The organism is Kitasatospora sp. NPDC114501 (assembly GCF_055633695.1).
This window is the reverse complement of record NZ_JBVKDS010000004.1, coordinates 92658-114894: the sequence shown is the minus strand read 5'-3', so window position 1 is coordinate 114894 and position 22237 is coordinate 92658. Positions and strand designations below refer to the sequence as shown.

The 22237-nt window shown below is 73.5% G+C and carries 22 protein-coding genes; 13 read left to right on the top strand and 9 right to left on the bottom strand.

Annotation, left to right across the window (positions count from 1 at the left end):
- Positions 1–71: 71 nt before the first annotated feature.
- The gene (locus tag ACZ7RU_RS09705; RefSeq protein ID WP_470340333.1) at positions 72–1499 is read left to right on the top strand and encodes a non-reducing end alpha-L-arabinofuranosidase family hydrolase; all 1428 of its coding nucleotides are present in this window, start codon (positions 72–74) and stop codon (positions 1497–1499) included.
- A gap of 196 nt (positions 1500–1695) precedes the next feature.
- Positions 1696–2583: a lysozyme gene (locus ACZ7RU_RS09700; RefSeq protein ID WP_470340332.1), complete on the top strand. Its 888-nt coding sequence runs from the start codon at positions 1696–1698 to the stop codon at positions 2581–2583.
- Between the two features lie 67 nt (positions 2584–2650).
- Here ACZ7RU_RS09700 and ACZ7RU_RS09695 read toward each other — a convergent pair whose 3' ends face one another.
- The 3 genes from ACZ7RU_RS09695 to ACZ7RU_RS09685 all read right to left on the bottom strand — a co-directional run bounded on the left by ACZ7RU_RS09695 (position 2651) and on the right by ACZ7RU_RS09685 (position 7159).
- The gene (locus ACZ7RU_RS09695) at positions 2651–4339 is read right to left on the bottom strand and encodes a S53 family peptidase (RefSeq protein WP_470340331.1); all 1689 of its coding nucleotides are present in this window, start codon (positions 4337–4339) and stop codon (positions 2651–2653) included.
- A gap of 218 nt (positions 4340–4557) precedes the next feature.
- Positions 4558–6393, bottom strand: coding sequence for a M1 family metallopeptidase (locus tag ACZ7RU_RS09690; RefSeq protein ID WP_470340330.1), 1836 nt, complete (start codon positions 6391–6393; stop codon positions 4558–4560).
- Between the two features lie 136 nt (positions 6394–6529).
- Positions 6530–7159 carry a maleylpyruvate isomerase N-terminal domain-containing protein gene (locus ACZ7RU_RS09685; protein ID WP_470340329.1) on the bottom strand — a complete coding sequence of 210 codons (630 nt, stop codon included), beginning with the start codon at positions 7157–7159 and terminating at the stop codon, positions 6530–6532.
- A 204-nt stretch (positions 7160–7363) separates the two neighbouring features.
- Between ACZ7RU_RS09685 and ACZ7RU_RS09680 the strand changes: the two genes are divergently transcribed.
- The 4 genes from ACZ7RU_RS09680 to ACZ7RU_RS09665 all read left to right on the top strand — a co-directional run bounded on the left by ACZ7RU_RS09680 (position 7364) and on the right by ACZ7RU_RS09665 (position 10624).
- The gene (locus tag ACZ7RU_RS09680; RefSeq protein WP_470340328.1) at positions 7364–7978 is read left to right on the top strand and encodes a LysE family transporter; all 615 of its coding nucleotides are present in this window, start codon (positions 7364–7366) and stop codon (positions 7976–7978) included.
- Positions 7979–8379: 401 nt separating this feature from the next.
- Positions 8380–9102 (top strand): TetR/AcrR family transcriptional regulator, encoded by a 723-nt coding sequence (locus tag ACZ7RU_RS09675; RefSeq protein ID WP_470340327.1) that lies wholly within the window; start codon positions 8380–8382, stop codon positions 9100–9102.
- A 106-nt stretch (positions 9103–9208) separates the two neighbouring features.
- Positions 9209–9535 carry a hypothetical protein gene (locus ACZ7RU_RS09670; protein WP_470340326.1) on the top strand — a complete coding sequence of 109 codons (327 nt, stop codon included), beginning with the start codon at positions 9209–9211 and terminating at the stop codon, positions 9533–9535.
- Positions 9536–9550: 15 nt separating this feature from the next.
- Positions 9551–10624 carry a M14 family metallopeptidase gene (locus ACZ7RU_RS09665; RefSeq protein ID WP_470340325.1) on the top strand — a complete coding sequence of 358 codons (1074 nt, stop codon included), beginning with the start codon at positions 9551–9553 and terminating at the stop codon, positions 10622–10624.
- A 110-nt stretch (positions 10625–10734) separates the two neighbouring features.
- Here ACZ7RU_RS09665 and ACZ7RU_RS09660 read toward each other — a convergent pair whose 3' ends face one another.
- From ACZ7RU_RS09660 to ACZ7RU_RS09645, 4 genes are all read right to left on the bottom strand, one after another.
- Positions 10735–12120 (bottom strand): hypothetical protein, encoded by a 1386-nt coding sequence (locus ACZ7RU_RS09660; RefSeq protein ID WP_470340324.1) that lies wholly within the window; start codon positions 12118–12120, stop codon positions 10735–10737.
- A 6-nt stretch (positions 12121–12126) separates the two neighbouring features.
- The gene (locus ACZ7RU_RS09655; protein ID WP_470340323.1) at positions 12127–12900 is read right to left on the bottom strand and encodes a hypothetical protein; all 774 of its coding nucleotides are present in this window, start codon (positions 12898–12900) and stop codon (positions 12127–12129) included.
- 18 nt (positions 12901–12918) lie between these two features.
- Positions 12919–13182 (bottom strand): ABC transporter permease, encoded by a 264-nt coding sequence (locus ACZ7RU_RS09650; protein ID WP_470340322.1) that lies wholly within the window; start codon positions 13180–13182, stop codon positions 12919–12921.
- A 405-nt stretch (positions 13183–13587) separates the two neighbouring features.
- Positions 13588–14214 carry a TetR/AcrR family transcriptional regulator gene (locus tag ACZ7RU_RS09645; RefSeq protein WP_470340321.1) on the bottom strand — a complete coding sequence of 209 codons (627 nt, stop codon included), beginning with the start codon at positions 14212–14214 and terminating at the stop codon, positions 13588–13590.
- Positions 14215–14441: 227 nt separating this feature from the next.
- On the opposite strand from ACZ7RU_RS09645, the gene ACZ7RU_RS09640 reads away from it, so the two are divergent.
- From ACZ7RU_RS09640 to ACZ7RU_RS09630, 3 genes are read left to right on the top strand one after another with little or no spacing between them, the layout of a single operon-like run.
- Complete coding sequence (locus tag ACZ7RU_RS09640; protein WP_470340320.1) at positions 14442–15200, top strand: SDR family oxidoreductase; 759 nt, start codon at positions 14442–14444, stop codon at positions 15198–15200.
- The gene (locus ACZ7RU_RS09635) at positions 15197–15985 is read left to right on the top strand and encodes an SDR family NAD(P)-dependent oxidoreductase (protein WP_470340319.1); all 789 of its coding nucleotides are present in this window, start codon (positions 15197–15199) and stop codon (positions 15983–15985) included. The genes ACZ7RU_RS09640 and ACZ7RU_RS09635 overlap by 4 nt, the downstream gene beginning before the upstream one ends.
- Complete coding sequence (locus ACZ7RU_RS09630) at positions 15982–16953, top strand: NADPH:quinone oxidoreductase family protein (protein WP_470340318.1); 972 nt, start codon at positions 15982–15984, stop codon at positions 16951–16953. Before ACZ7RU_RS09635 ends, ACZ7RU_RS09630 begins: the two co-directional genes overlap by 4 nt.
- Before the next feature lie 63 nt (positions 16954–17016).
- Here ACZ7RU_RS09630 and ACZ7RU_RS09625 read toward each other — a convergent pair whose 3' ends face one another.
- Positions 17017–17493, bottom strand: a complete 477-nt coding sequence (locus ACZ7RU_RS09625) for a hypothetical protein (protein ID WP_470340317.1) — start codon at positions 17491–17493, stop codon at positions 17017–17019.
- Positions 17494–17895: 402 nt separating this feature from the next.
- Between ACZ7RU_RS09625 and ACZ7RU_RS09620 the strand changes: the two genes are divergently transcribed.
- Both ACZ7RU_RS09620 and ACZ7RU_RS09615 read left to right on the top strand, forming a co-directional pair.
- Entirely contained in the window at positions 17896–18852 is a 957-nt protein-coding gene (locus ACZ7RU_RS09620; RefSeq protein ID WP_470340316.1) for an ArsR/SmtB family transcription factor, read from the top strand.
- A gap of 154 nt (positions 18853–19006) precedes the next feature.
- Entirely contained in the window at positions 19007–19579 is a 573-nt protein-coding gene (locus ACZ7RU_RS09615; RefSeq protein ID WP_470340315.1) for a hypothetical protein, read from the top strand.
- Between the two features lie 65 nt (positions 19580–19644).
- Here the strand turns inward: ACZ7RU_RS09615 and ACZ7RU_RS09610 are convergent, their stop codons facing one another.
- Entirely contained in the window at positions 19645–20466 is an 822-nt protein-coding gene (locus tag ACZ7RU_RS09610) for an NAD(P)H-binding protein (protein ID WP_470340314.1), read from the bottom strand.
- A gap of 80 nt (positions 20467–20546) precedes the next feature.
- On the opposite strand from ACZ7RU_RS09610, the gene ACZ7RU_RS09605 reads away from it, so the two are divergent.
- Positions 20547–20960, top strand: a complete 414-nt coding sequence (locus ACZ7RU_RS09605; protein WP_470340313.1) for a winged helix-turn-helix transcriptional regulator — start codon at positions 20547–20549, stop codon at positions 20958–20960.
- 110 nt (positions 20961–21070) lie between these two features.
- Positions 21071–22237 (top strand): serine hydrolase domain-containing protein, encoded by a 1167-nt coding sequence (locus ACZ7RU_RS09600; protein WP_470340312.1) that lies wholly within the window; start codon positions 21071–21073, stop codon positions 22235–22237.

Sequence of the window (22237 nt, the reverse complement as noted above, 5' to 3'; positions counted from 1 at the left end):
CGCGCGCCCCGCGCGGGTGAGCGATGACGAAGCCGGGTGACAGTTCCACATCCGTCCACGAAGGAGATCCCATGCACGAACGAGGTTCCCGCCCCAGGCCACCGTCCGCGGTGCTCACCGCCGTGGTCGCGGCCGTGGCGGCACTGGCGGCCATGCTCGTCGCGACCCCCGCCCAGGCGGACACCAGCGGCGCCCTGCGCGGTACGGGTTCCGGTCGGTGCCTCGACGTCTCGGGCGCCAGCCGGACCGACGGCGCGTCCCTGCAGATCTACGACTGCTCGGGCGGTGCCAACCAGCAGTGGACGTCGACGTCCGGCAGCCAGCTGACCGTGTACGGCGACAAGTGCCTGGACGTGCCGGGCCACGCCACCACGGCCGGCACCAAGGTGCAGATCTGGACCTGTAGCGGCGGCGCGAACCAGCAGTGGCGGGTGAACTCCGACGGCACGATCGTCGGCGTCGAGTCGGGGCTGTGTCTCGACGTGACCGGCGCCGGCACGGCCAACGGCACGTCGGTGGGGCTCTGGACGTGCAGCGGCGGCAGCAACCAGAAGTGGACCGGCCTGTCCGGGACGACGCCGCCGGGCGGTAACTGCGCCCTTCCGTCGACGTACCGCTGGTCCTCGACGGGTGCGCTGGCACAGCCGGCGAACGGCTGGGGTGCGTTGAAGGACTTCACGGACGTGGTCTACAACGGCAAGCACCTGGTGTACGCGTCGAACGTCACGGGTTCGTCGTACGGTTCGATGGCGTTCGCCCCGTTCACCAACTGGTCGGACATGGCCTCGGCTCCCCAGACGGCGATGAACCAGAACGCGGTGGCACCCACCCTGTTCTACTTCGCGCCGAAGAACATCTGGGTGCTCGCGTACCAGTGGGGTGCGTGGCCGTTCATCTACCGCACGTCCAGCGACCCGACCAACCCCAACGGCTGGTCCGCGCCGCAGCCGCTGTTCACCGGCAGCATCCCCAACTCCGGCACCGGCCCGATCGACCAGACCCTGATCGCCGACGACCAGAACATGTACCTGTTCTTCGCCGGTGACAACGGCAGCATCTACCGGGCGAGCATGCCGATCGGGAACTTCCCCGGCAACTTCGGCTCCTCCTACACCACCGTCATGACCGACACGGTGAAGAACCTCTTCGAGGCCCCGCAGGTCTACAAGGTCCAGGGCCAGAACCAGTACCTCATGCTCGTCGAGGCCCGCGGCGCCAACGAGCAGCGCTACTTCCGCTCCTTCACCGCCACCAGCCTGAACGGCACCTGGACCCCGCAGGCCGCCACCGAGAACAACCCCTTCGCCGGCAAGGCCAACAGCGGCGCCACCTGGACCAACGACATCAGCCACGGCGACCTCGTCCGCGACAACCCCGACCAGACCATGACCGTCGACCCCTGCCACCTGCAACTCCTCTACCAGGGCAAGTCCCCCACCGCGACCGGCCCCTACGACCAGCTCCCCTGGCGGCCCGGCCTCCTCACCCTCCAGCGCTGATCCCCGGCGGACCGGCAGAACCGGCAACACCCGTTGCCCGCCATGGCGTTCCGGCCCGGGTGACGTGCGTTCACCCTGTGAAAAAAGCTGCCTGGCGGCGGTAGCAGGTACATGGCTACTCTGCGGTACGGCCGGTCCGACCCCGGCCGTACCGGGTCATTTCGACCTTCCCCTCGCACGGACCAGAGGAGTGCTCATGTCCCGCTCTTCCCGCTCCGCCCGCACCACGACCGGCACCGACAGACCGGCCCGCCGCCGCCTTCCCGCCCTGGCCGCCCTCGCCGCCGCGACCGCCCTGGTCGCCGGCGTGGCCGCCCCGGCGTACGCGGCCGAACCCGCCCCTGTCGCCCCCGTCGTCGAAGGCCACCCCGGCTTCCACCCCGAGCAGGACTTCGCCGGCTCCACCGTCGCCGCCCACGAGGGCCGCGGCGGCGCGCCGTTCGCGTCCCTCGCCGCCACCCAGACCCCGGGGCTGGACGTCTCCAGCTACCAGGGCAACGTCAACTGGTCCTCGGTCGCCGCCAACGGCGCCAAGTTCGCCTACGTCAAGGCCACCGAGGGCACCGGCTACACCAACCCGTACTTCGCGCAGCAGTACAACGGCTCGTACAACGCCGGTCTGATCCGCGGCGCGTACCACTTCGCGCTGCCGAACGTCTCCTCCGGCGCCACCCAGGCCAACTTCTTCGTCAGCCACGGCGGCGGCTGGTCCGCCGACGGCAAGACCCTGCCGCCCGCGCTGGACATCGAGTACAACCCCTACGGCGCCACCTGCTACGGCCTCAGCCAGAGCGCCATGGTCAGCTGGATCCGCGACTTCAGCAACACCGTGCACTCCCGCACCGGCCGCTACCCCACCATCTACACCACCACCAACTGGTGGACCCAGTGCACCGGCAACAACGGCGGCTTCGGCACCACCAACCCGCTCTGGATAGCCCGCTACTCCACCTCCGTCGGCACCCTGCCGAACGGCTGGGGCTACCAGACCTTCTGGCAGTTCGCCGACTCCGGCACCTTCCCCGGTGACCAGAACTACTTCAACGGCGCCACCGACCGCCTCCGCGCCCTCGCCCTGGGCTGACCGGCCGTCCGTCGGGCCCCCGTCGCCGAGGCGGGGGCCCACGGGTGCGGACGTCCGACGTCCGGGTCTACAGGGCCCTGAGGCCGTCCAGCAGTTGCTGGCCGCCGGGACTGCCGAGGCCGGTGCACGGGTCCCAGTCGGGCCCGGAGGCGTACGCGCCGTTGCTGCCCTTGGTGATGTCCCGCAGGACTCCCCTCGCGAACTTCGCGTACAGCAGCGGGTTGAGGAAGCCGACCTGGGCGGACCCGGGCAGGGCCTGGTTGATCCGGGCCAGCAGGGCGGACCACATCGGGGCGGCGGCGCTGGTGCCGCCGATCTGGTTGAAGTGCACACCGTCGACGCTCGGGATGACCACGCCGGTGTCGGGGTCGGCCAGCGCGGACACGTCGGGCGCACCGCGCCCCCGGGCGTGCGGCGGGTTGGCCGACGGCGGCACCTGGGCGTCGGCCTGGTACGGGGGTACCGGGAAGACCTTGCTGATACCGCCACCCGTCCGGCTGCCCGGGCCGTTGTCCCAGCAGACCTCGCTGACGACCTGCCCGTGGGAGACCACCAGCCTGGTGCCGCCGACGCCGAGCACGTGCGGGCTGGCGGCGGGGAAGTCGGCGTGGGCGCGCTCGTCGTGGATCTGGTCGCGGGAACCGTCGTCGCCCGAGGCGCAGCAGATGCTGATGTTCTTCTCGGCCGCGTTGGCGAACGCGGCGTCGACCCGCTTCATCGCCCCGACCGTCCACCGGCTGCCCGGGCTGGCCTCGGGGTTGCCGTAGCTGGAGGAGATCACGGTCGGCCGGTTCACCGTGTCGTTGACGATCCGGGTGATCACGTCGACCCAGCCCTGTTCGGTGAACCTGCTGAAGTACACGACGATCTTCGCCTTGGGCGCGAGGCCGCCGACGACCGCCAGGTCGAGCATGATCTCACCGCTGGTGTCGGCCGTGTCGAAGTCGGAGTCCTGGCCCGGTTCGTTGCCGGGGGTGCCGACGCCCGGGATCACCATGTTGGTGATGTCCGGCATGTCCTGGTGCAGGACGCCGACGAAGTAGCTCCGCAGGGCTTCGACCGAGTAGCCGCCGGACGGGACGCCTGGCGGGGTCTCGCCGTTGAAGGCGAGGACGGCGATGCACTGCCCGCTCCCGTCGGTGCCGGCCGGGTAGGCGTACGGCGCCTGGAGCTGCGGTGGCAGGAAGGCTCCCGGTTGGACCGTCGGGGTGGCGCGTGCCACCGGGATCGTGTTGGCCGCCCGGCGGATCAGCAGGCGGGTGCCGATCGGGCGGTCGTCCAGGCCGAAGACGCCGGTGACGATGCCGTCCAGCTCGGCTGGTACGTAGATCTGCCCTTCCCTGCCGCGGTAGGTCCGGGGGGCGCCGTCGGCGTCCTGGTAGCGGTAGCGGGCCAGGGTCACCTGGAAGGCGTCCGCGATGTCCCGGGTGGTGCCGGTCAGCTGGATGCTGCGGGCGAGCGGGTCGGGGTTCGCGGCCTTGAGGCCGTGCTCGGCGGCGAAGGCCTCGACCGCCTTGAGGTCGGTGTCCAGCCACCGGTGGGTGGCGGCGTACTGGTCGTCGCTGGGCAGGGTGCGCCGGGCCGGCGCCTGGAGCGCCAGCTCGTACACGTCCGGACGCGGCTGCGCGGCGGGGTCGCGCCGCAGGTAGACGGTGACGGTCATGGGTGTCTGGGGATGGGCCGGTCCGATGACCCGCGCTCCGTCGAGCGGAACGCGGGAGCTGTCCGGCAGCGGCACGTAGTGGTTGGTCGACATGATCGCTCCAGCGGTCGGTCAGCGCCGGGAGCTCGCGACTCTTGGTCGTGCGCTTTCGACTGTCCGTATACGGCAGACGCTTATGTCGTATACGGCCAGCGTCTCTCCGGCCCGCCGTGCCGTCAAGGGGCCTCGACGGGCACGGCGGAGCACCGGAAGGACGTCGAAGGGCGCCGCCCCGGCCGGGACCGGGGGCGGCGCCTTCGGGGTGCGCGGGCTCAGCCGTCGATGCGGTGCTGGCTCCAGAAGGAGGTCAGGTCCACGGTGGTCGCGGCCTGGGCCGCCGCCTTGAACTCGGCGGTGGTGGAGACGCCGTTCCAGTGCCCCTGCGCGTAGTTCCGCAGCAGCGTGGTCATCGCGCTGTCGCCGATCGTCCGGCGCAGGTCGTGCAGGGCGCACTTGCCGTAGCCGTAGACGACGGTGGAGTAGCGGGAGGAGTTGGCGTCCCAGTACGCCATCGAGTTGGTGATCTTCTCCGCCGAGGAGGCCCAGGAGACGTTGTTCCAGCAGCCGTTGCCGGTCTTGCCGAGGGCGAGGTCGGTGGCGTAGTCGGTGAAGGACTCGTCCAGCCAGGGACTGGTGTACTCGTCGTCGCCCACGATGCCGTACCACCACTGGTGACCGATCTCGTGGGTGAGCGCCGTGGTGCTGACCAGGTCGAGGACGAAGCCCGGGTACTCCATGCCGCCGAACCAGAAGTTGTTGTCGATCACCGCGTCCAACTCGCCGTACGGGTAGGCGCCGAAGCGCTGGGCGTGGGCGTCGACCGCCGAGGTCGCGGTGGAGAGCATCGACTTGGAGTCGGCCGCGCTGATCCCGGCCACCGAGTAGACGTTGACCTTCACCCCGGCCGCGGAGGTGCCGGAGATCCTGGTGAATGGCCCGGCGCCCCAGGCGAAGTCGCGCACCTTGCTCGCGGTGGCCTTGGTGACGGTCCGTCCGGCCGTGCCGGGGGTGTCCACCGAGGTGCCGGTCGCGGGCACCAGCAGGCCGGACGGGTGGTCCAGGGTGACGGTGAAGTCCGAGGCCACCGAGTAGAAGGACTCGCCGTTGTTGGTGTACGGGTCGAGGTGCCAGCCGGCCGCGTCGCGTATCGCCAGCACGGGCAGGGCGTTGCCGAGGAAGTTGTACGCGCCGTCGTGGCCGAAGCGGTCCGCGCCGCTCGGCACGGTGATGCCGAGGTCGAAGCCGACGGTGCCGCTCTGGCCCTGGGCGAGCGGGGCCGGGAGGGTGATCTTGAGCGCGGTGCAGTTCACGGTGAGCGGGGACGCCGTGCCGCCGGTCACGTTGGTCACCGTGATCGGGGTGCTGGGGCAGCTGCCGTGGGCGTTGTCCCACAGCCGCAGGTACACCTCGTTCAGCGCGGTGGGCGAGGCGTTGCTGAAGGTCACGCTCTCGTGGCCGGTCCAACTGCCGCCGGAGGCGTCGCTGCTGAGGTCGACGCTGTACGCCGGCGCGACCGGGGTGCGGGTCGGGTCGCCGGGCTGGGGCGGGGTGGTGCCGCCGGAGACGTCCAGGGTGACGTCGTCCAGCACGAAGCTGGTCTGCAGGCTGGAGTCCTCGACGCCGGTGAAGGCGAGCGTCACGGCCTGGCCGGCGAAGGCGGAGACGTCGACGCTCCGGTGCACGTACCCGGCCTGGGCGTCCAGGTTGGAGTAGGTGGCCACGGTGGTGGAGCCGACCTTCACGCTCAGCTTGTCGTAGGCGGTGCCGCCGGTCGTCTCGGCGGTGTCGACGTGCAGCCAGAACCCGAGCGTCGCGGTGCCGCACCCGGTGGGGAGGGTGACGGACTGCGAGAGCGTGTCGGTGTGGCTGGAGCCGTAGCCGTCGAGCCAGGCGTAGGAGCTGCCGGAGTGGGCGCTCTGGCCGCTGTCGCCGGTGATCGCGCCGCTCGGCGCCGTCCAGGGCGAACCGCCGGACTCGAAACCGCCGTTGGCCACCACCTGGGCGGGTGTGCAGGCCGCGGCGCTCGCCACATTGGGGGTGGCGAGCGCCGCGAGGCCGGTCGCCGCGAACAGGGCGGCGCCGGTCAGGGCGGGCAGGATTCTTCTCATCGGAGCCTCTCGTGGGGAGCGGGTCGGGAGCAGCAGCGTGACAGCAAACCCGCACCTTTGAAAGGCTCATGACATGAGACGCATACGCCTCATCCGCCGACCGGCCCGCCTGACGGCCGCCTCAGTGGATCACCGGTCACCGGATCACCGGCAGCACCGCCTCCGCGCCGCGGCCGGTCGCCGCCTCGATGAAGGCCACCGGGTCGGCGACCTCCGCCAGCAGCGCGCGGGTGAAGCGCAGCGCCCCCTCGGCGGGCGGCGGACCGCCGACGGCCGCGACCAGGTCGAGCAGGTGGACGGTCGCCTCCATCAGCGCCACCTCGCCGAGCGCCCCCAGCGCCACGCTGCCGAGCAGCGGGTGCGCCACCGTGGTGCCCGGCGGCAGGTCGGCGAGACCGGCCAGGGCGGCCGGTCCCTCGACCCCGAACCGGGCGATCAGCACGGCGGGTTCGGTCCGCCCGGCGGCCTCCCTGGCCGCGTCGGCGATCTGCCCGGCGGCGGTGTGCGCGAGACCGTCGGGGCGGTTGTAGGCGCGCAGGATCCCGGCGCCGGTGGTGATCTCGGCCGGTCCGTCCAGCAGCGCCCCGCGCAGCCCGGCGAACATCTCCGGCACCGGCGCCGCATGGGCGAACAGCTCCCGTACGGTCCACGCGGGCAGCCGGGTGGGACGGTCCCAGTCCTCGGCGGCCAGCGCCTCGCCGCGGGCCGCCCAGGAGGCCCAGGCCTCGGCCAACATCGTTCGCACCGGGTCGTTCTGACTGCTCATCGGCTCTCCTCGGGACGGTGATCACGGGGTCGTCCCACGCTACCCCGGGCCCCGGGAAAACCGTTTGCCGCCCCTGGGCCCGGGCCGCCACCATCGGCCCATGACCGACTCCGCCGTCCGCCCGCTGTCCGCGACCTCCGCCGCCCGCCCGGCCGCGGTCCGACAGCGCTCCGGCCGTCCCCGGAGGCCCGACGCCGCACGCACGTGAGCGCCGCGCTGGCCGCGGGGCTGCTCGCCGGGCTCGGCGTGGCCGTCCCGGTGGGGGCCGTCGGGGCCTACCTGGTGTCACTCACCGCGCGCACCTCGCTGCGCACCGGCGCCTGCGCCGCCCTCGGCGTGGCCACCGCGGACGGGCTGTACGCGCTGCTCGCGGCGGCCGGCGGCGCCGGCCTCGCGCCGCTGCTCGAACCGGTCGCCCGGCCGCTGCGGATCGCCTCCGCCCTGGTGCTGCTGATCCTGGCCGCCCGGACGGCCGCCGCCGCGCTGCGCACCCGTCCCGGCGGCGGCGCCGGGCCGCGGGTCGCGCCGCCCACCCCGGCCCGGGCCTTCCTCACCCTGCTGGGCATCACCCTGCTGAACCCGCTCACCGTGCTCTACTTCGCCGCCCTGGTGCTCGGCGGCGGCGGCCAGGACGGCGTCGCGGCCCGGGCCGCCTTCGCCCTCGGCGCCTTCGCCGCCTCCGCGGGCTGGCAGCTGCTGCTGGCCTCCGGCGGCGCGCTGCTCGGCCGGGCGCTGACCGGCCCGCGCGGCCGGCTGCTCACCGCACTCGGCTCCGCCGCCCTGGTCGCCGTCCTCGCCGTCCGGCTGCTGCTCGACTGACCCCGCCCGACGGTCCGCCCGGACCCTCCCGGTCGGCTACGCACCGCGACCGATCCGACCGCCCCCGTCACCACCCCCGCCGCACCGCCCGCACCCCCGCCGACCGTCACCGCCCGGTCCGTCACGCACCGCCACCGGCCCCGCCGCCCCGGTCGCCGCACCCGCCGCCCGCGCCGGGCCGCCACCGGTCGGCTGACCAGCGGGATCGGCGAAACCGGGCGGCAGAAGCCGCTCACCCGTTTACGTCCGATTCCTACCTTGTATCCTGGTTCTGTATCCGCTGAGTGACGTCCGCCGAAGACCCGCCCCGGCAGCGGGCCCCGTCACCGCCGGTCCGCCGAGCCGCCCCGCCGGCCCGGGCACGGCCGACGACGCTGCCACCGACCCGGAGGAGTGCGGAGATGGCCGAGCAGGACGCCCCCGAGAAGCGGGGCCGGCTGAGCCGCCCGCTGGTGCTGGGCGCAGCCGTGGCCCTGGTCGACCGCGAGGGCCTGGCCGCGCTGACGATGCGCAGGCTGGCGGCCGAACTCGGCGTGGAGTCGATGGCCCTGTACCGCTACACCCCGGGCAAGGAAGCGCTGATCGACGGCCTGGTCGAGGCCTACTTCGACGAGATCAACACCCGGCTGCGGGCCGGCGCCGGCCGCGGTGCCCACGAGGCCGGCTGGCGCGCCGAACTGCGCCGGATCGCCCGGGCGTTCGCCGCGACCGCGCACGCCCACCCCGAGATCCTGCCGCTGGTCGCGACCCGCCCGCTGTCCGTCCCGGTGACCCGCCGCCCGGTCTCGGTGCTGGAGCTCACCGAGCACATCCTGGCCGTGCTCGGCCGGGCCGGCTTCGACGACGCCGGCGCGCTGACCGTCTACCGCACCTTCGTCGCCTGGAACCTCGGCTGTCTCCTGGTGGACAAGCGCCAGGTGGTCGACAACCCGAGCGAACCGGACCCGGCCCTGCGGCTCGGCCTGCACCGGCTGCCCGCCACCGACTACCCGCGACTGCGCGCCCTGGTGCCCCGGTTCGCCGACTTCGACGACGAGGCGGAGATGCTGAGCGGCCTGGACAGCCTGCTCGACGGGATGCCGGAGCCTCCCCTTGACGACTTCTACGGCGGCGACGCATCCTGAGGTATACGAGGTACACGTCGGACATACACGCTCATATCGGCGCCGCCGGGGGAACTGCCGGACACCGCTCCGGCCCCGCTCCGACGGCACCCGGAAGAAGTCCCTCATGTCCGCCGTTCCGAACGAACCGTACGAAGACATCCTGCGCCTCCGCGTGACCGCCAAGGACCCGGAGACCCTGCGCGCACTGCTGCGCGAAACCCGCTCCGACGTCGGCGGACGGCCGCACGTCGAGGCGGACGGCAGCATCGGCGTCGACGTCTATGCCACGGCCGCCCAGGTGCCGGCCCTCGAACGCGAGGGCGTCACCGTCACCCGGACCGGCAACGCCAGTGAGGCCGGGCGCGCCGCCCAGGCCGACATCGGGTCCGGCGACCGGTTCGCCCCCGACGACGCCGTCCCGCGCGGCCTGGCCGCCAAGACCACCGGCTGACCCGGGAGGCCCGCCATGCCGTACCTGAACGTCACCGAGGTCGAGTCCGCCGTGACCAGCCTGGCCACCGCCTACCCCGACACCACCCAGCTCCTCACCCTGCCCGAGCCCTCGTGCGAGGGCCGCACCTCCCACGCCCTGCTGATCGGCGCCCCCGCGGCGCTCCCGAAGCCGTGCGTGATGATGATCGGCGGCGTCCACGCCCGTGAGTGGGGCAGCTGCGAGATCCTCGTCCACCTCGCCGCCGACCTGCTGGAGGCCCACCGCGACGGCACCGGCCTCGGCTACGGCGGCACCGCCTTCACCGCCGGCCAGGTCAGCGACCTGCTCCACCGGATCGACCTGGTGGTCTTCCCGCTGGTCAACCCCGACGGCCGGCACTACAGCCAGACCGTCAGGCCGATGTGGCGCAAGAACCGCAACACCGCCTACACCGGCGGCAGCCAGAACCCGGACTGCGTGGGCGTGGACCTCAACCGCAACTACGACTTCCTCTTCGACTTCGTCACCGCCTTCGATCCGGCCGCCGACGCCCGGGTGTCCAACGACCCGTGCGACCCGCAGGTCTACTGCGGCCCGAGCGCGTTCTCCGAACCGGAGACCCAGAACGTCCTCGCCCTGCTGGAGCAGTTCCCGCGGACCGCGTGGTTCGTCGACGTGCACAGCTACTCGCAGGACATCCTCTACAACTGGGGCGACGACGAGAACCAGTCGGACAACCCCGACATGAACTTCCGCAACGCCGACTTCGACGGCAAGCGCGGCCGGCCCGGCGACCTCACGTACGCCGAGTACATCCCCAAGGACGACGAGGACGCCGCCGTGGAGCTCGCCGAGGCCTTCTGCGAGGGCCTCAAGGGCGTCCGCGGCCTGGCGTACAAGCCGATCACCGGCTTCCACCTCTACCCGACCAGCGGGACCAGCGACGACTACGTCTACGCCCGCCACTTCGCCGAGCCCGACCAGGGCAAGGTGCTCGGCTTCACCGTCGAGTGGGGCACCGAGTTCCACCCGCGGTGGGCGGAGATGGAGGAGATCATCCGTGACGTGGACGCCGGGCTGGTGCGGTTCTGCCTGGCCACCACCTGACCGGACCCCGAACTGACCGTACCCCGAACCACAGTGCCCGACAGCAGGGCGCCCGCCACGACCGTTCGTGGCGGGCGCCCTGGGGTGCGGGTGCTCGGGCCCGGTGGAACTCAGGCGGCCCGGTGGAAGAAGAACGGGTCGATCGACGGCGCGATCCTGGTCACGCCGTCCGTGCTGAGCAGTTGACGGGTGGTGAAGTTGGCGTTGCGCTGGTACGTCACGCCCACCGGGAAGTTGGCCCGGTCGGGGGTGTTGTTGCCGGCGAAGATGCCGTAGAAGTCCTTCCCGACCGTGACCATCCGGATGTAGTCGCCGAGGTAGGGCAGCTGGCTCCCGGCCGACGGGACGTCGCCCGGGGCCTGGTGCAGCACCTGGCTCTCCATGGTCTGGAAGCCGTCGTCGCTCAGCTCCAGCACCGTCGACCACTGGTTGTGGACCAGCTGTTGGTAGACCAGCCCGACCAGGCCGTCGGAGTTGACGGCGAAGGACGGGTTCTTGCCGTTGACCACGTCGGGGCGGGCCGCGGACCAGGTCTGCCCGCGGTCCGCCGAGTGCAGGGTGTGCAGCACGTAGTCGGTGGGGACGGCTCCGCCGAGGTTGTCGCAGTAGGCGACCCACACGCTGTTGGAGTCCGTGGGGTCCACCGCGATCGACAGGTCCGCACCGGTGCGCTCCTGGCCCAGCGTCCGCTGTTGCGGGTTGAACCTGACCTTCCGACCGCTGACCGCGCGTTGGCCGACCTCGCCGTCCGCCGAGTCCAGGAGGTCCTCGAAGGGGCTCGGCCCGATGCCGCCCTTGTCGTCGCGGGTCACCACGACGTCGAAGGTCTTCCGGGCCCGGTCGAGCGGGGCTTCGGCGGTGATGCTCATGAACGCGATGTAGACCGTGCCGTCCGGGTGCGCGGCGATCCGCACCGGCGGCCCGTCGAAGACCACCCCGGAGCGCCGGTCGAGCCGGACGGGTGCGAAGCCGGCCGGGGCGGGCCCGGTCCCGGCGTCGCCCGAGACGTCCACGGTGGCGGTGTTGGCCGGCGACGCGAAGTCGTTGCTGCCGACGTACACCCGGTCGTTGCTGTGGCCGTCCGCCGTCACGGTGACGGCGACGACCCAGGGCTGGTCCTCGTCGGTCCGGTCGACGAGCACGCCCATCGGGGTGGGCGAGGCGATGTTCGGCGCGCGCAGGATCTGCATGTCGCCGGTTCGGCCGTTGAGGATGCCGGTGTAGAGCCGGCCGCCCCGCGAGCCGAAACCGATGCTGATGTCCCCGGTGCCGAGGTTCCCGTTGCCCGGGACGACGCTGTTCAGCACCCAGCTGTTCCCTCCGTCGGAGGAGACGTACACCGGGGCGAGCGGGCCGCCCATCGGATCGGGGGTGAAGGCGGTCGCGACCATCTGGTCCGGGTTCTCCGGGTTGACGGCCAGGTTGGGCTCACTGTCCAGGAGCCGGTCGCCGCTCAGCGCCTTCGGGGTGATGTTGACGACCTTGATGGTGGGCATGTCGGCTCACCTCCGTTCCTGGAGCACGGCGAGCTTCTGCGCCGGCTGGTAGTCGTCGGAGTCGAGCAGCTGGAACGGCGCCCGCGCGGCCAGGTCGCCCTGGGTCGCGTGCAGCAGCCACAGGCCCAGCTGCCCGGCGACCGGCTTGGGCACCTCACGCCAACGGATGTCCACGCTGCTCGGGTAGATGACGGTGGTCCGGCCGGGTTCGACCCGGCCGGACTCGACGTGCGAGACGTCGAGCGCGGCACGCCACCAGTGCGGGGCGTGCTCGGAGTACGCCGGCAGGCCGAGGTCCTCCAGACCGACCACCGTGCCCACGACCACGGCGTCCGCCGTCGCGGCGTGCTCGACGATGTCCTGGTTGTGGATCCGGCGCTGCACCGACGAGAAGGGCATCTCGTCGGCGGTCGTCGCGGCGAGCGCGACATGGGTCTGGACGGCTTCGGCGGGCAGCCGGCCGATCTCCTGGACGCCCAGGCCCTCGCCGTAGACCAGGCCCTGGGTGAAGAACGCCGCCGAGTCACCGACCTGCAGCAGATCGGCGTCGGCGGCCAGTTGGACGGTGACCTCGCTGCCCGCGAGCTGTTTGAAGGCGTCGGGCGCGTGCAGCACCTCTTCCACCTTCACCACGGCCGTGCGTTCGTCGCGGTCCTCAGCCGGGACCGCCGTCAGCGAGGTGCCGCCGACCCGGGTCACGGTGCCGCGGAAGCTGAGCGGGGCCTGCCGGACGAGTTCGGTCAGCCGCTCGCGGCCGACGTCCGGTGTGGGGTCGTTCATGACGGTCCTCCTTCGCCGTCACCGCGCGGCGCGGACCGAGGACGGGTGCGCCCGGCGCCACTCGATCCGCGCGCCGAGCAGGCAGGCGGCGGTGACGGCGGCCGCCAGCGCGACCACCAGCCACTCCGCCGCGCCGCTGCCGGCGTCCGGGTCGAGGCCGAGGAGCGTCTCGATCCACTGCGGCCACACCAGCGTGAGCAGGAACAGCAGTCCGGACAGCCCGCCGATGGCCGTCTCCAGCCAGAAGCGGGGCCGGACCGGATGGGATTGTCGGAAGGGCATCACTGCGCCTCCCCCTTCTCCAACCGCCCGGGCCGCGCGCGACGCGGCGCGCGCCGTTCCCGTGCCGCCGCACCGTGGCGGCGGCACGACCCGGCCGGGCCGGCCCGGGGCGGGGGTTGCTCCCGTTCGGCGCCGCCGGTCGGGGGCGTGGTCGCCGCGGGAGGTGGTTGCTTCGATCCGCAGTGTCGGGGCTGCGGTGGGAGTGCGCCGGGGAGGGGCTCGCGGTGTCACCCTGCGTGCCGGACCGCCTACGCTGTACGCCTACGAGGCACACGTACTTCGTATACGAGTCTGCTCGCACTCCGTGAGTGGGTCAAGGGTGGAACGGCCGTTCCCGTGGTCGGACCGGACGACCGCGCGGTCAGGCCCGGGCGCCTCCGCCGTCAGGCCCGGCCGCCTCCGCGGTCAGACCCGGGCGCCCAGCATCCGCAGCACCAGGTCCCCGTAACGGCGCCCGAGTTCCTCCGGCGCCTCGGAGGAGTTGTCGGTGTACCAGCGCGAGACGTCGATGCCCAGCGAGGTGACCGCGCGCGCCGCCGTCCGCACCTCCGCCACCTGGAAGTCCCCCGCCGCCACGCCCGCCTCGATCAGCGCGCTGACCTCGCGCTCGATGTCCAGCCGCAGCGCCGCGACCACCGCGTAGTCGTCCTCCGGCAGCGCGTGCAGCTCGTAGTTGACCACCCGGCCGACCCGCCGGGCCCGGGCGTGCCAGGCGGTGAACTGCTCGACCAGGTGCCGCATCCGCTCGGCCGGTCCGCCCGGGCCGGCCACCGCGTCCCGGACCAGGGTCAGCGTGGCCGCGTGCCCGGCCCGGCTGATCTCGGCCAGCAGCGCGGCCTTCGACTGGTAGTGGATGTACAGCGCGGCCGGGCTCATCCCCGCCGCGGTGGCGATGTCCCGGGTGGTGGTGGCGTGGAAGCCGCGCTCCGCGAACGACTCGACGGCGGCCTGGAGCAGCCGGTACGCCGCTTCGGGGCGGGCGTCGGTGCCGGGCAGGGTCGGCCAGAGGTCGGCGAGCGGGGTGCTGGTCATGGCGTCATCCTCCCAGAAGACTCGTACAGGCTTTCCCGCCGACCGCTCCGCCGACTTGGTCCTGCCGACCGTCCTGCGGACCGTCCCGCTGACCGCTCTGCGGACCGATCTGCGTCGGACCGGCCGGGGTTCGGCCGACTGTTGACAGGCTCCCGCACCGACAGCATGCTGAGCAAGCGCTTAGTCAGCAGCTGGAAGAGATCCTCGCACGAAAGGCAGGACGCTCCGTGGTGCACTCCTTCAAGGGCCGGGTGGCCGTCGTCACCGGATCGAGCCGGGGCATCGGTCTCGGCATCGCGCGCGAGCTGGTCGACCGCGGGGCCAGGGTCTGCCTCACCGCCCGCAACCCGGAGCCGCTGGCCGAGGCCGTCCGCGACCTGGGCGGCCCGGACAACGCGATCGCCGTCGCGGGCAAGGCCGACGACCCGGCACACCAGGAGGAGGCGGTCGCCCGCACCCTGGAGGCCTTCGGCCGGCTCGACCACCTGGTCAACAACACCGGCATCAACCCGGTCTACGGACCGGTCCTCGACACCGACGAGGCCGCCGCCGCCAAGATCCTCGCCGTCAACGTGCTGGCCCCGCTGGCCTGGACCCGCCGCGCCCACGCCGCCTGGATGGGCGAGCACGGCGGCTCGGTCGTCAACGTCGCCTCCATCGCGGGCATCCGCTCCTCGCTCGGGATCGGCATGTACGGCGTCAGCAAGGCCGCGCTGATCCGGCTCACCACCGAACTCGCCGCCGAGCTGGGCCCCCAGGGCATCCGGGTCAACGCCGTCGCCCCCGCCGTGGTCAAGACGAAGTTCGCCCAGGCCCTGTTCGAGGGCCGGGAGGAGGAGGTCGCCCAGGCCTACCCGCTCGGCCGCCTCGGCGTCCCCGAGGACGTCGCCGGCGCCGTCGCCTTCCTGCTCTCCCCGGACGCCGGCTGGATCACCGGCCAGACCCTGGTCGTCGACGGCGGGGTCACCCTGGGCGGTGGGATGTGACCACCACGGCGTTCGACGGCCGGGGCGTGGTGGTGACCGGCGCCGGCCGGGGCATCGGCGCCGCGCTGGCCCGGGCCCTCGCCGCGGCCGGTGCCCGGGTGGTGGTCAACGACCTGGACGCCGCGGCGGCGCGGGCCGTGGCGCGGGAGTGCGCGGGCGCCGCGCTGCCCGGAGACGCCGCCTCCGCCGACGGACTGGCCGACCTGGTCGACCGGGCCCGCGCGGAACTCGGCGAGATCGACGTCTGGTGCGCCAACGCCGGCGTCGCCCCGGTGGGCGGGGCCGACGCGCCCGCCGCGGCCTGGGCGAGCGCCTGGGAGGTCAACGTCCTCGCCCACGTCCGGGCCGCCGAACTGCTGCTCCCCCGCTGGCTGGAGCGCGGCGAGGGACGCTTCCTGGCCACCGTCTCCGCCGCCGGGCTGCTCACCATGCTGGGCTCGGCCCCGTACGCCGTCAGCAAGCACGGCGCGCTGGCCTTCGCCGAGTGGCTCTCCGCGAGCTACCGGCACCGGGGCGTCCGGGTGCACGCGCTCTGCCCGCAGGGCGTGCGCACCGACATGCTCGCCTCCACCGGCGCCGTCGGCGAGGCGCTGCTCGCCCCGACCGCGCTCGACCCGGCGGACGTCGCCGAGGCGGCGCTGGACGGGATGCGCGCGGAGCGCTTCCTGCTCCTGCCGCACCCCGAGGTCGCCGACTACTACCGCGTGCGGGCCACCGACCCGGACCGCTGGATCGCCGGGATGAACCGGCTCCAGCAGGGACTGGAGAGGAGCGAGGCACTGTGAGGGCCTGGCAGGTGGGTGAACTGGGCGAGCCGGTCGAGGTGATGCGGCTGGCCGAGGACGTCGCGCGGCCGGTGCCCGGACCGGGGCAACTGCTGGTCCGGGTGCGGGCGGCCGCCGTCAACTTCCCGGACGCTCTGATGGTGCGCGGGCAGTACCAGGTCCGCCCGCCGCTGCCGTTCACACCCGGGGTGGAGCTGTGCGGCGAGGTGGTGGACGGCGCCCGGCGCGGCGAACGGCTGATCGGCAACCCGGTGCTGCCGCACGGCGCCTTCGCCGAGTACGCGCTGCTGGACGCCGCCGCCGCGTTCCCGGCGCCCGAGGCGCTGGACGACGCCGAGGCCGCCGCCCTGCACATCGGCTACCAGACCGCCTGGTTCGCGCTGCACCGCCGGGCCCGGCTGCGGGCCGGCGAGACCCTGCTGGTGCACGCGGCGGCCGGCGGGGTCGGCAGCGCGGCGGTCCAGCTCGGCCGGGCCGCCGGGGCGCGGGTGATCGCCGTGGTCGGCGGGCCGGCGAAGGCGCGGGCCGCGCGGGAGCTCGGCGCCGACCTGGTGGTGGACCGCCGGGAACGGGACTTCGTCGCCGCCGTCAAGGAGGCCACCGACGGGCGCGGCGCGGACGTGGTCTTCGACCCGGTCGGCGGCGAGGCCTACACCGGCTCCACCAGGTGCGTCGCGTTCGAGGGCCGGATCGTGGTGGTCGGCTTCGCCGCCGGGCAGATCCCCGCCCCGGCACTCAACCACGCCCTGGTGAAGAACTACTCGATCCTGGGCCTGCACTGGGGCCTGTACAACACCCACGACCCGCGCGCCGTCCGCGCCGCCCACGACGGACTCACCGGGCTCGCCGCCGAGGGCGCCGTCCGACCCCTGGTCAGCGCCCGGGTGCCGCTGGCCGACGCCGCGGACGCCGTCCGGCGCGTCGCCGCCGGGCTCAGCACCGGCCGGATCGCCGTGCTGGGCGACTGACCCGCCGCGCCGCTCGGAGCGCGGCCCGGGGCGAGGCCGCCGCGGCCTCGCCCCGGGTCGGCGTCAGTAGACCAGGATGTCCCAGTGGCTGCCCTCGTTGCAGTACAGGTTGCCCGAGGCGGCCTTCCACTGGGGGTAGCCGTCGCCCCGGTAGCCGATGTAGGTGAAGCTGTTCTGGACGTAGCCGTCGATGCAGGAGTTGCGGCTGATGTCGACCTTGTAGCCGTTGTAGTGGCTGTAGGTGCCGGAGGCGTGGCCCACCTCGGTCCCGCCCGTGATGTTGATGGCGCAGCCGCTGGCGCGCTTGAGAGTGATGATGGCGTCGACCGTGCCCGAGTTGATCTGTTCGAACGAGGTGCAGGTGGAGTTGGACCGGGTGGTACAGCCCCCGCTGGAACTCCAGGTGATGCCGGCGCTGCTGAACTGAGCGGCGGCCGTCGCCTGCGACAGCTTGGTACCGCTGGCGACGGCCGGGGGCGCCGCGACGGCGAGGCCGGCCACGGCCAGGGCGACGACGGTGGCTGCGGTGCGTGGCTTCATCTGCTCTCCCGGTGAGGATGGTGTGTCTCCGAGCGGACTCCGAGGACCGGCACCGCACCAGAATGGCCCAGCGCCGTCTATGCGGGTAGACCCCGGTCCGTGAATTTCGCGTGACGGGGAACGGCCTTCGGTGCGTCGCCCCGGTCGCCGATACGGCTGCGGCGGGAGCCGGAGCGCTGTCAGGATGCGGGGATGACACCGTTTCAGCCGCCCGCTCCGGCGTCCACTCCGGCGCCGACTCCGGGCCCCGTTCCGGGCCCTGCTCCGGGCCCTGCTCCGGCGTGCGCGACGCGCGGGAGGGCCGAGACGTCGTAGTCACCGCATCTTGACCGAACGACGGAAGCCCGGGGGGGCGTCGTGCTCACTTTCCACCTTTCCAGCGGCGATATCGGCCGCATCCGCATGGCCGAGGGGCTCGATCCCCTCTGGGAGGTCACCACCAGCCTGTACCTGTACCAGAGCCGCGAGGCGACCCTCGCCTTCGACGCGTGGCGCCGCCAGGTCACCGAGCGCATCAGGCGCGGCGGCCTGGAGCGCACCGTGGCCGCGCTGGCCCGGCTGTTCCCGGTCGACGGCTACGCCCCCGACTTCCTGATCCCGCGCCAGGGCGGCACCTCGTTGGAGGAGGGGCTCGACCAGGTCCTGTCCACCCCCCGCCCGCAGATCGCCGCCCAGTTGACCCGGTTCGCCGGGTACCGGCCGCAACTGCCGGCCTGGACGAGGAGGTTGGCCGAGGGCGAGCTCGGCGCCCTGAAAGCGCTCGGCGCCGCGATCAGGCAGTACCACCGGGTCGCCATCGCGCCCTACCGGCCGCGCACCGAGCAGGCCGCCGACACCGACCGCCGGCAGCGGATCCGGGCCGTGCTCTCCGGCGGCGCCGAGGGGCTGCTGTCCAGCTTCGACAAGGACGTGCTGCGCTGGCAGGACGGGACGCTCTCGGCGTCCTGCTCGGTCGACTGGGAGGTGCACACCGGCGGGCGTCCGCTCACCCTGGTCCCGTCGTTCTTCAGCGCGCGTCCGGCCGCCGTCGTCGACGAGGACCTGCCGCTGACCCTCACCTACCCGGTGGCCCGGCCGCTGACCTGGCTCGCGCCGCCGTCGGCCGACGGCTCCTTCGCGGCGCTGGCCCAGCTCGTCGGCCCCGCCCGGGCGCGGATCCTCCTGCTGCTGGACGACGGGCTGAGCACCTCCCGGCTGGCGGCGGCGCTCGGCGTCTCACCCGCCACCGCGAGCTGGCACACCGCCATCCTCCGCGACGCCGGGCTGATCACCACGGGCCGGGAGGGCAGGGCGGTGTGCCATCGGCGCAGCGGGCTCGGCACCGCGCTCCTCAACGGCGGTCCGGAGCCGGCGGAGTGAGGGCGGTGGCCGAGCCCGGCTTCGAGGTGCATCGAAAGGATGGCCCGGACGGACCGCGCCCGGTGAGACTGGCCGGGCCGCGGCCGTCACACCGCCGCGGCTCCCAGGACCGCGGCAACCTGCTCGCGGTACGAGCGACTTCAGGAGAGACCCCATGCGAAACCCGCGCACCCTCGCTCCCCGGGCCGGCGCCGTGCTGGCCGCCGCGCTGATGGCGGCCGGACTGCTGGGCGGAGCCGCCGCCCAGGCCGCACCGGCCGGAACCGCCGCCGGGACCACCTCCGGGGCCGCCGCGGTGAGCGCGACCGCCACCGCCGTGTCGGACGCCGACCAGACGGTCGTCCAGGGCACCGCGGGCCTGAGCCGCGGGCAGAGCTGGTCCTCGCCCGACGGCGGCACCGTGCTGTACCAGCAGGGGGACGGGCACGTGGTGCTGTACCACAACGGGGCCGCGATCTGGACCGCCAACGGCACGTACGGCGTCGGCTCGTACTTCTACATCCAGGCCGACGGCAACCTGGTCGCGTACGACGCCGCCATGCGCGCGGTGTGGAACGCCCAGACCTGGGGCCACCCGGGGGCCTACCTCGCCATCCAGAACTCCGGGAACATGGTCGTCTACTACGGCAGCACGCCGCTGTGGTGGTCCAACTTCCGCCCCGGCGGCACCGGACCGGTCGACCCCGACCCCGAGTGCACCCCGACCCCGCACCGCCTCTGCCCGTAAGCCGTACGCCGTACGCGGACCGGTGGTGCGGGAGCCGGCACCACCGGTCCGCGCCGGGCGACGCCTCACCGGCCGTCGGCGATGACCTCCAGGGCCGGGCGGGGCTCGCGGCCGAGCAGTGCCGCCAGGTCGCCCGGCCCACCCGGGCCGGCGAGGAAGCCGTGGGCGATCGCCGAGTAGGTGCCCACCAGCATCGGTACCTGGAAGGCCTGCGCGTCCGAGGCGGCCACCGCCGCCCGGGCCTCGGCGAGCCGTCCCGGCCGGTACTCGGCGCCGAGTGCCTCGGCCAGCTCCGCACCGCCCAACGCCCGCTCCCCCACCAGCTCGTAGGTCCGGCCCGCGTGCCCGGCGGGTGCCAGGGCGACGTTCACCGCCGCCTCCGCCAGGTCCGCCCGGGCCACCGCCGCGAGCTTCCCGTCCCCGAGCGGGGCGCCGATCACCCCGTCCGGTCCCGGCGCGGCGATCGCCCCCAGGAACTCGGCGTACAGGCCGTTGCGCAGCACCGTCCAGCGCAGCGTGGCGGACGCGCGCAGCCGCCGTTCCGTCCAGCGGTGGGCGAGGGCGTAGGGCAGGTGGTCCCCGTCGCCGGACAGGCTGGTGTAGATCACCTGCTCGACGCCCGCCCGCTCCGCCGCCTCGATCGCGGCGCCGTGCCGGGCGATCACCACGTCGTCCTCGGCGGCGCCGGCCGAGATCAGCAGCAGGGTCCGCACCCCGGCGAAGGCCCGCGCCAGGGTGTCCGGCCGGTCGAAGTCGACCAGCCGGGCCGGAACGCCGTCGGGCACCTTCTCCGGCGTCCGGGAGCCGGCGACGACGCCGTCCCGCCCGGCGAGCCGCTCCAGTACGAGCGCGCCCAGGCCTCCGTTGACTCCGGTGACGAGCAGCATGGGTTCCTCCAGGGGTGATCGGTCGTCGGCGACGCGACCATCCTCGATAGCCTGGGCGTCCGGCGTAAGGAGGCACTTTCATGTCAGCAGGGCACACCGCGGTAACCACCCCTCGCCCGGTGGTCTGGTGCGAGGACGGCGTGGACTGCGGGATCCGCGACCTGCTGGACCGCCTGGGCGACAAGTGGTCCGTCCTCACCGTCGTCGAACTGGCCCAGGGCGTACGGCGGTTCCGCGAGCTGCAACGCGCGCTTCCGGGCATCTCGCAGCGGATGCTCACCCTCACCGTGCGCCGCCTGGAGCGCGACGGCGTGGTCTCCCGGACCGTCCACCCGACCGTCCCGCCGCAGGTGGAGTACGAGCTGACCGCGCTCGGCCACAGCCTGACCCACCTGGTGCGGGCGATGACGGACTGGTCGTACGACCACCACGACGCGATCGTCTCCTCCCGCCGCGCGTGGGACGAGGCCAACCCGGGCTCGGAGATCCGCTGACCCGTTCGGGCGGACTCCGGTCCCCGCGGGAATGGCCGTCCTCGTACGGCTGTTGTTGCTCTCCGGCCGGCGGACGACCGGCAGTCGACCGACGGCGGGGGCAGCAGGCGATGGCGCACGACGACAGCAGCGTTCACGGGACGGTGGCGGCGGGGTTCGAGGGCGTGCGGGAGGAGTTCGCCGCGGTGCTCGGCGAGCAGCGCGTCGCACCGGAGGCGCAGCTCGTGGTCCACCTCGACGGCCGCCGGGTGGCCGACCTGTGGGCCGGCCCCGGTACCACGGCGGACACCCTGACCGGCCTCTACTCCATCGCCAAGGGCGCCGCCCACCTGGTGGTGGCGCTGCTGGTCCAGGACGGCGTGCTCGACCTCGACCGGGAAGTGGCCGCGTACTGGCCGGAGTTCGGGGCCGAGGGCAAGGACCGGCTCACCCTGCGCGAGCTGCTCGCCCACCGGGCCGGCGTGGTCGGTGTCGACGGCGGCTTCACCGCCGCCGAGCTGGCCGACGACCGGCTGATCGCCGCCCGGCTCGCCGGCCAGCGGCCGTTCTGGGAGCCGGGTACGGCGTACGGCTACCACGGCTTCGTGATCGGCGCGCTGACCGGCGAGGTGGTGCGGCGGGTGACGGGCCGTTCGATCCAGGAGATCTACGAGGAGCGGATCCGGGCGCCGTACGGCCTCGACTTCCACCTCGGCCTGCCGGAGGCCCTCGAACCGCGCTACGCCGAGGTGCTGCCGATGCTGCCGACGCCGGAGGAGGCCACGCGGCTCGCCGCCGGCGCGGTGGCGCCGGACAGCATCACCGGCATCGCGTTCAACCGGAACGCGCCCGGGCCGCAGGACATGGTGGCCTTCGCGAACACCCGGGCCGTACGGGCGCTCGGACCGACCTCCTCCGGCGGGGTCGGCACCGCCCGGGGCGCGGCGGGGATGTACGCCGCGGCGATCTCCGCGGTGGACGGCCGGGCGCCGCTGCTGAAGCCGGAGACCGTCGCCGAGTTCGCCCGGGTCCACTACCGCGGGACCGACCTGGTCACCGGCAACGAGGACGTCTTCGGCCTGGGCTTCGAGGAGCTGAGCGGCCGTTACCGCGCCCTGGGCCCGAACGCGTTCGGCCACAGCGGGGCGACCGGCTCCCTCGCCCTCGCCGACCCGGACAGCGGCATCGCCTACGCGTACACCCGCCGCCGCTTCGGCCTGCCGTCGGGGTACGGCGCGGGCCCGGAGAACCACCGGCTGATCACGGCGGCGATCCGGGCGGCCGGCGGCCGACGCTAG

Bases quoted from the DNA above. Each gene is read 5' to 3' on its own strand.
- ACZ7RU_RS09665 (WP_470340325.1), top strand. From the start codon at position 9,551: ATGCCGTACCTGAACGTCACCGAGGTCGAGTCCGCCGTGACCAGCCTG.
- ACZ7RU_RS09650 (WP_470340322.1), bottom strand. From the start codon at position 13,182: ATGCCCTTCCGACAATCCCATCCGGTCCGGCCCCGCTTCTGGCTGGAG.
- ACZ7RU_RS09705 (WP_470340333.1), top strand. From the start codon at position 72: ATGCACGAACGAGGTTCCCGCCCCAGGCCACCGTCCGCGGTGCTCACC.
- ACZ7RU_RS09695 (WP_470340331.1), bottom strand. From the start codon at position 4,339: ATGTCGACCAACCACTACGTGCCGCTGCCGGACAGCTCCCGCGTTCCG.
- ACZ7RU_RS09685 (WP_470340329.1), bottom strand. From the start codon at position 7,159: ATGAGCAGTCAGAACGACCCGGTGCGAACGATGTTGGCCGAGGCCTGG.
- ACZ7RU_RS09660 (WP_470340324.1), bottom strand. From the start codon at position 12,120: ATGCCCACCATCAAGGTCGTCAACATCACCCCGAAGGCGCTGAGCGGC.
- ACZ7RU_RS09615 (WP_470340315.1), top strand. From the start codon at position 19,007: ATGCGAAACCCGCGCACCCTCGCTCCCCGGGCCGGCGCCGTGCTGGCC.
- ACZ7RU_RS09625 (WP_470340317.1), bottom strand. From the start codon at position 17,493: ATGAAGCCACGCACCGCAGCCACCGTCGTCGCCCTGGCCGTGGCCGGC.
- ACZ7RU_RS09700 (WP_470340332.1), top strand. From the start codon at position 1,696: ATGTCCCGCTCTTCCCGCTCCGCCCGCACCACGACCGGCACCGACAGA.
- ACZ7RU_RS09605 (WP_470340313.1), top strand. From the start codon at position 20,547: ATGTCAGCAGGGCACACCGCGGTAACCACCCCTCGCCCGGTGGTCTGG.
- ACZ7RU_RS09675 (WP_470340327.1), top strand. From the start codon at position 8,380: ATGGCCGAGCAGGACGCCCCCGAGAAGCGGGGCCGGCTGAGCCGCCCG.
- ACZ7RU_RS09670 (WP_470340326.1), top strand. From the start codon at position 9,209: ATGTCCGCCGTTCCGAACGAACCGTACGAAGACATCCTGCGCCTCCGC.
- ACZ7RU_RS09690 (WP_470340330.1), bottom strand. From the start codon at position 6,393: ATGAGAAGAATCCTGCCCGCCCTGACCGGCGCCGCCCTGTTCGCGGCG.
- ACZ7RU_RS09645 (WP_470340321.1), bottom strand. From the start codon at position 14,214: ATGACCAGCACCCCGCTCGCCGACCTCTGGCCGACCCTGCCCGGCACC.
- ACZ7RU_RS09610 (WP_470340314.1), bottom strand. From the start codon at position 20,466: ATGCTGCTCGTCACCGGAGTCAACGGAGGCCTGGGCGCGCTCGTACTG.
- ACZ7RU_RS09620 (WP_470340316.1), top strand. From the start codon at position 17,896: ATGGCCGAGGGGCTCGATCCCCTCTGGGAGGTCACCACCAGCCTGTAC.
- ACZ7RU_RS09655 (WP_470340323.1), bottom strand. From the start codon at position 12,900: ATGAACGACCCCACACCGGACGTCGGCCGCGAGCGGCTGACCGAACTC.
- ACZ7RU_RS09600 (WP_470340312.1), top strand. From the start codon at position 21,071: ATGGCGCACGACGACAGCAGCGTTCACGGGACGGTGGCGGCGGGGTTC.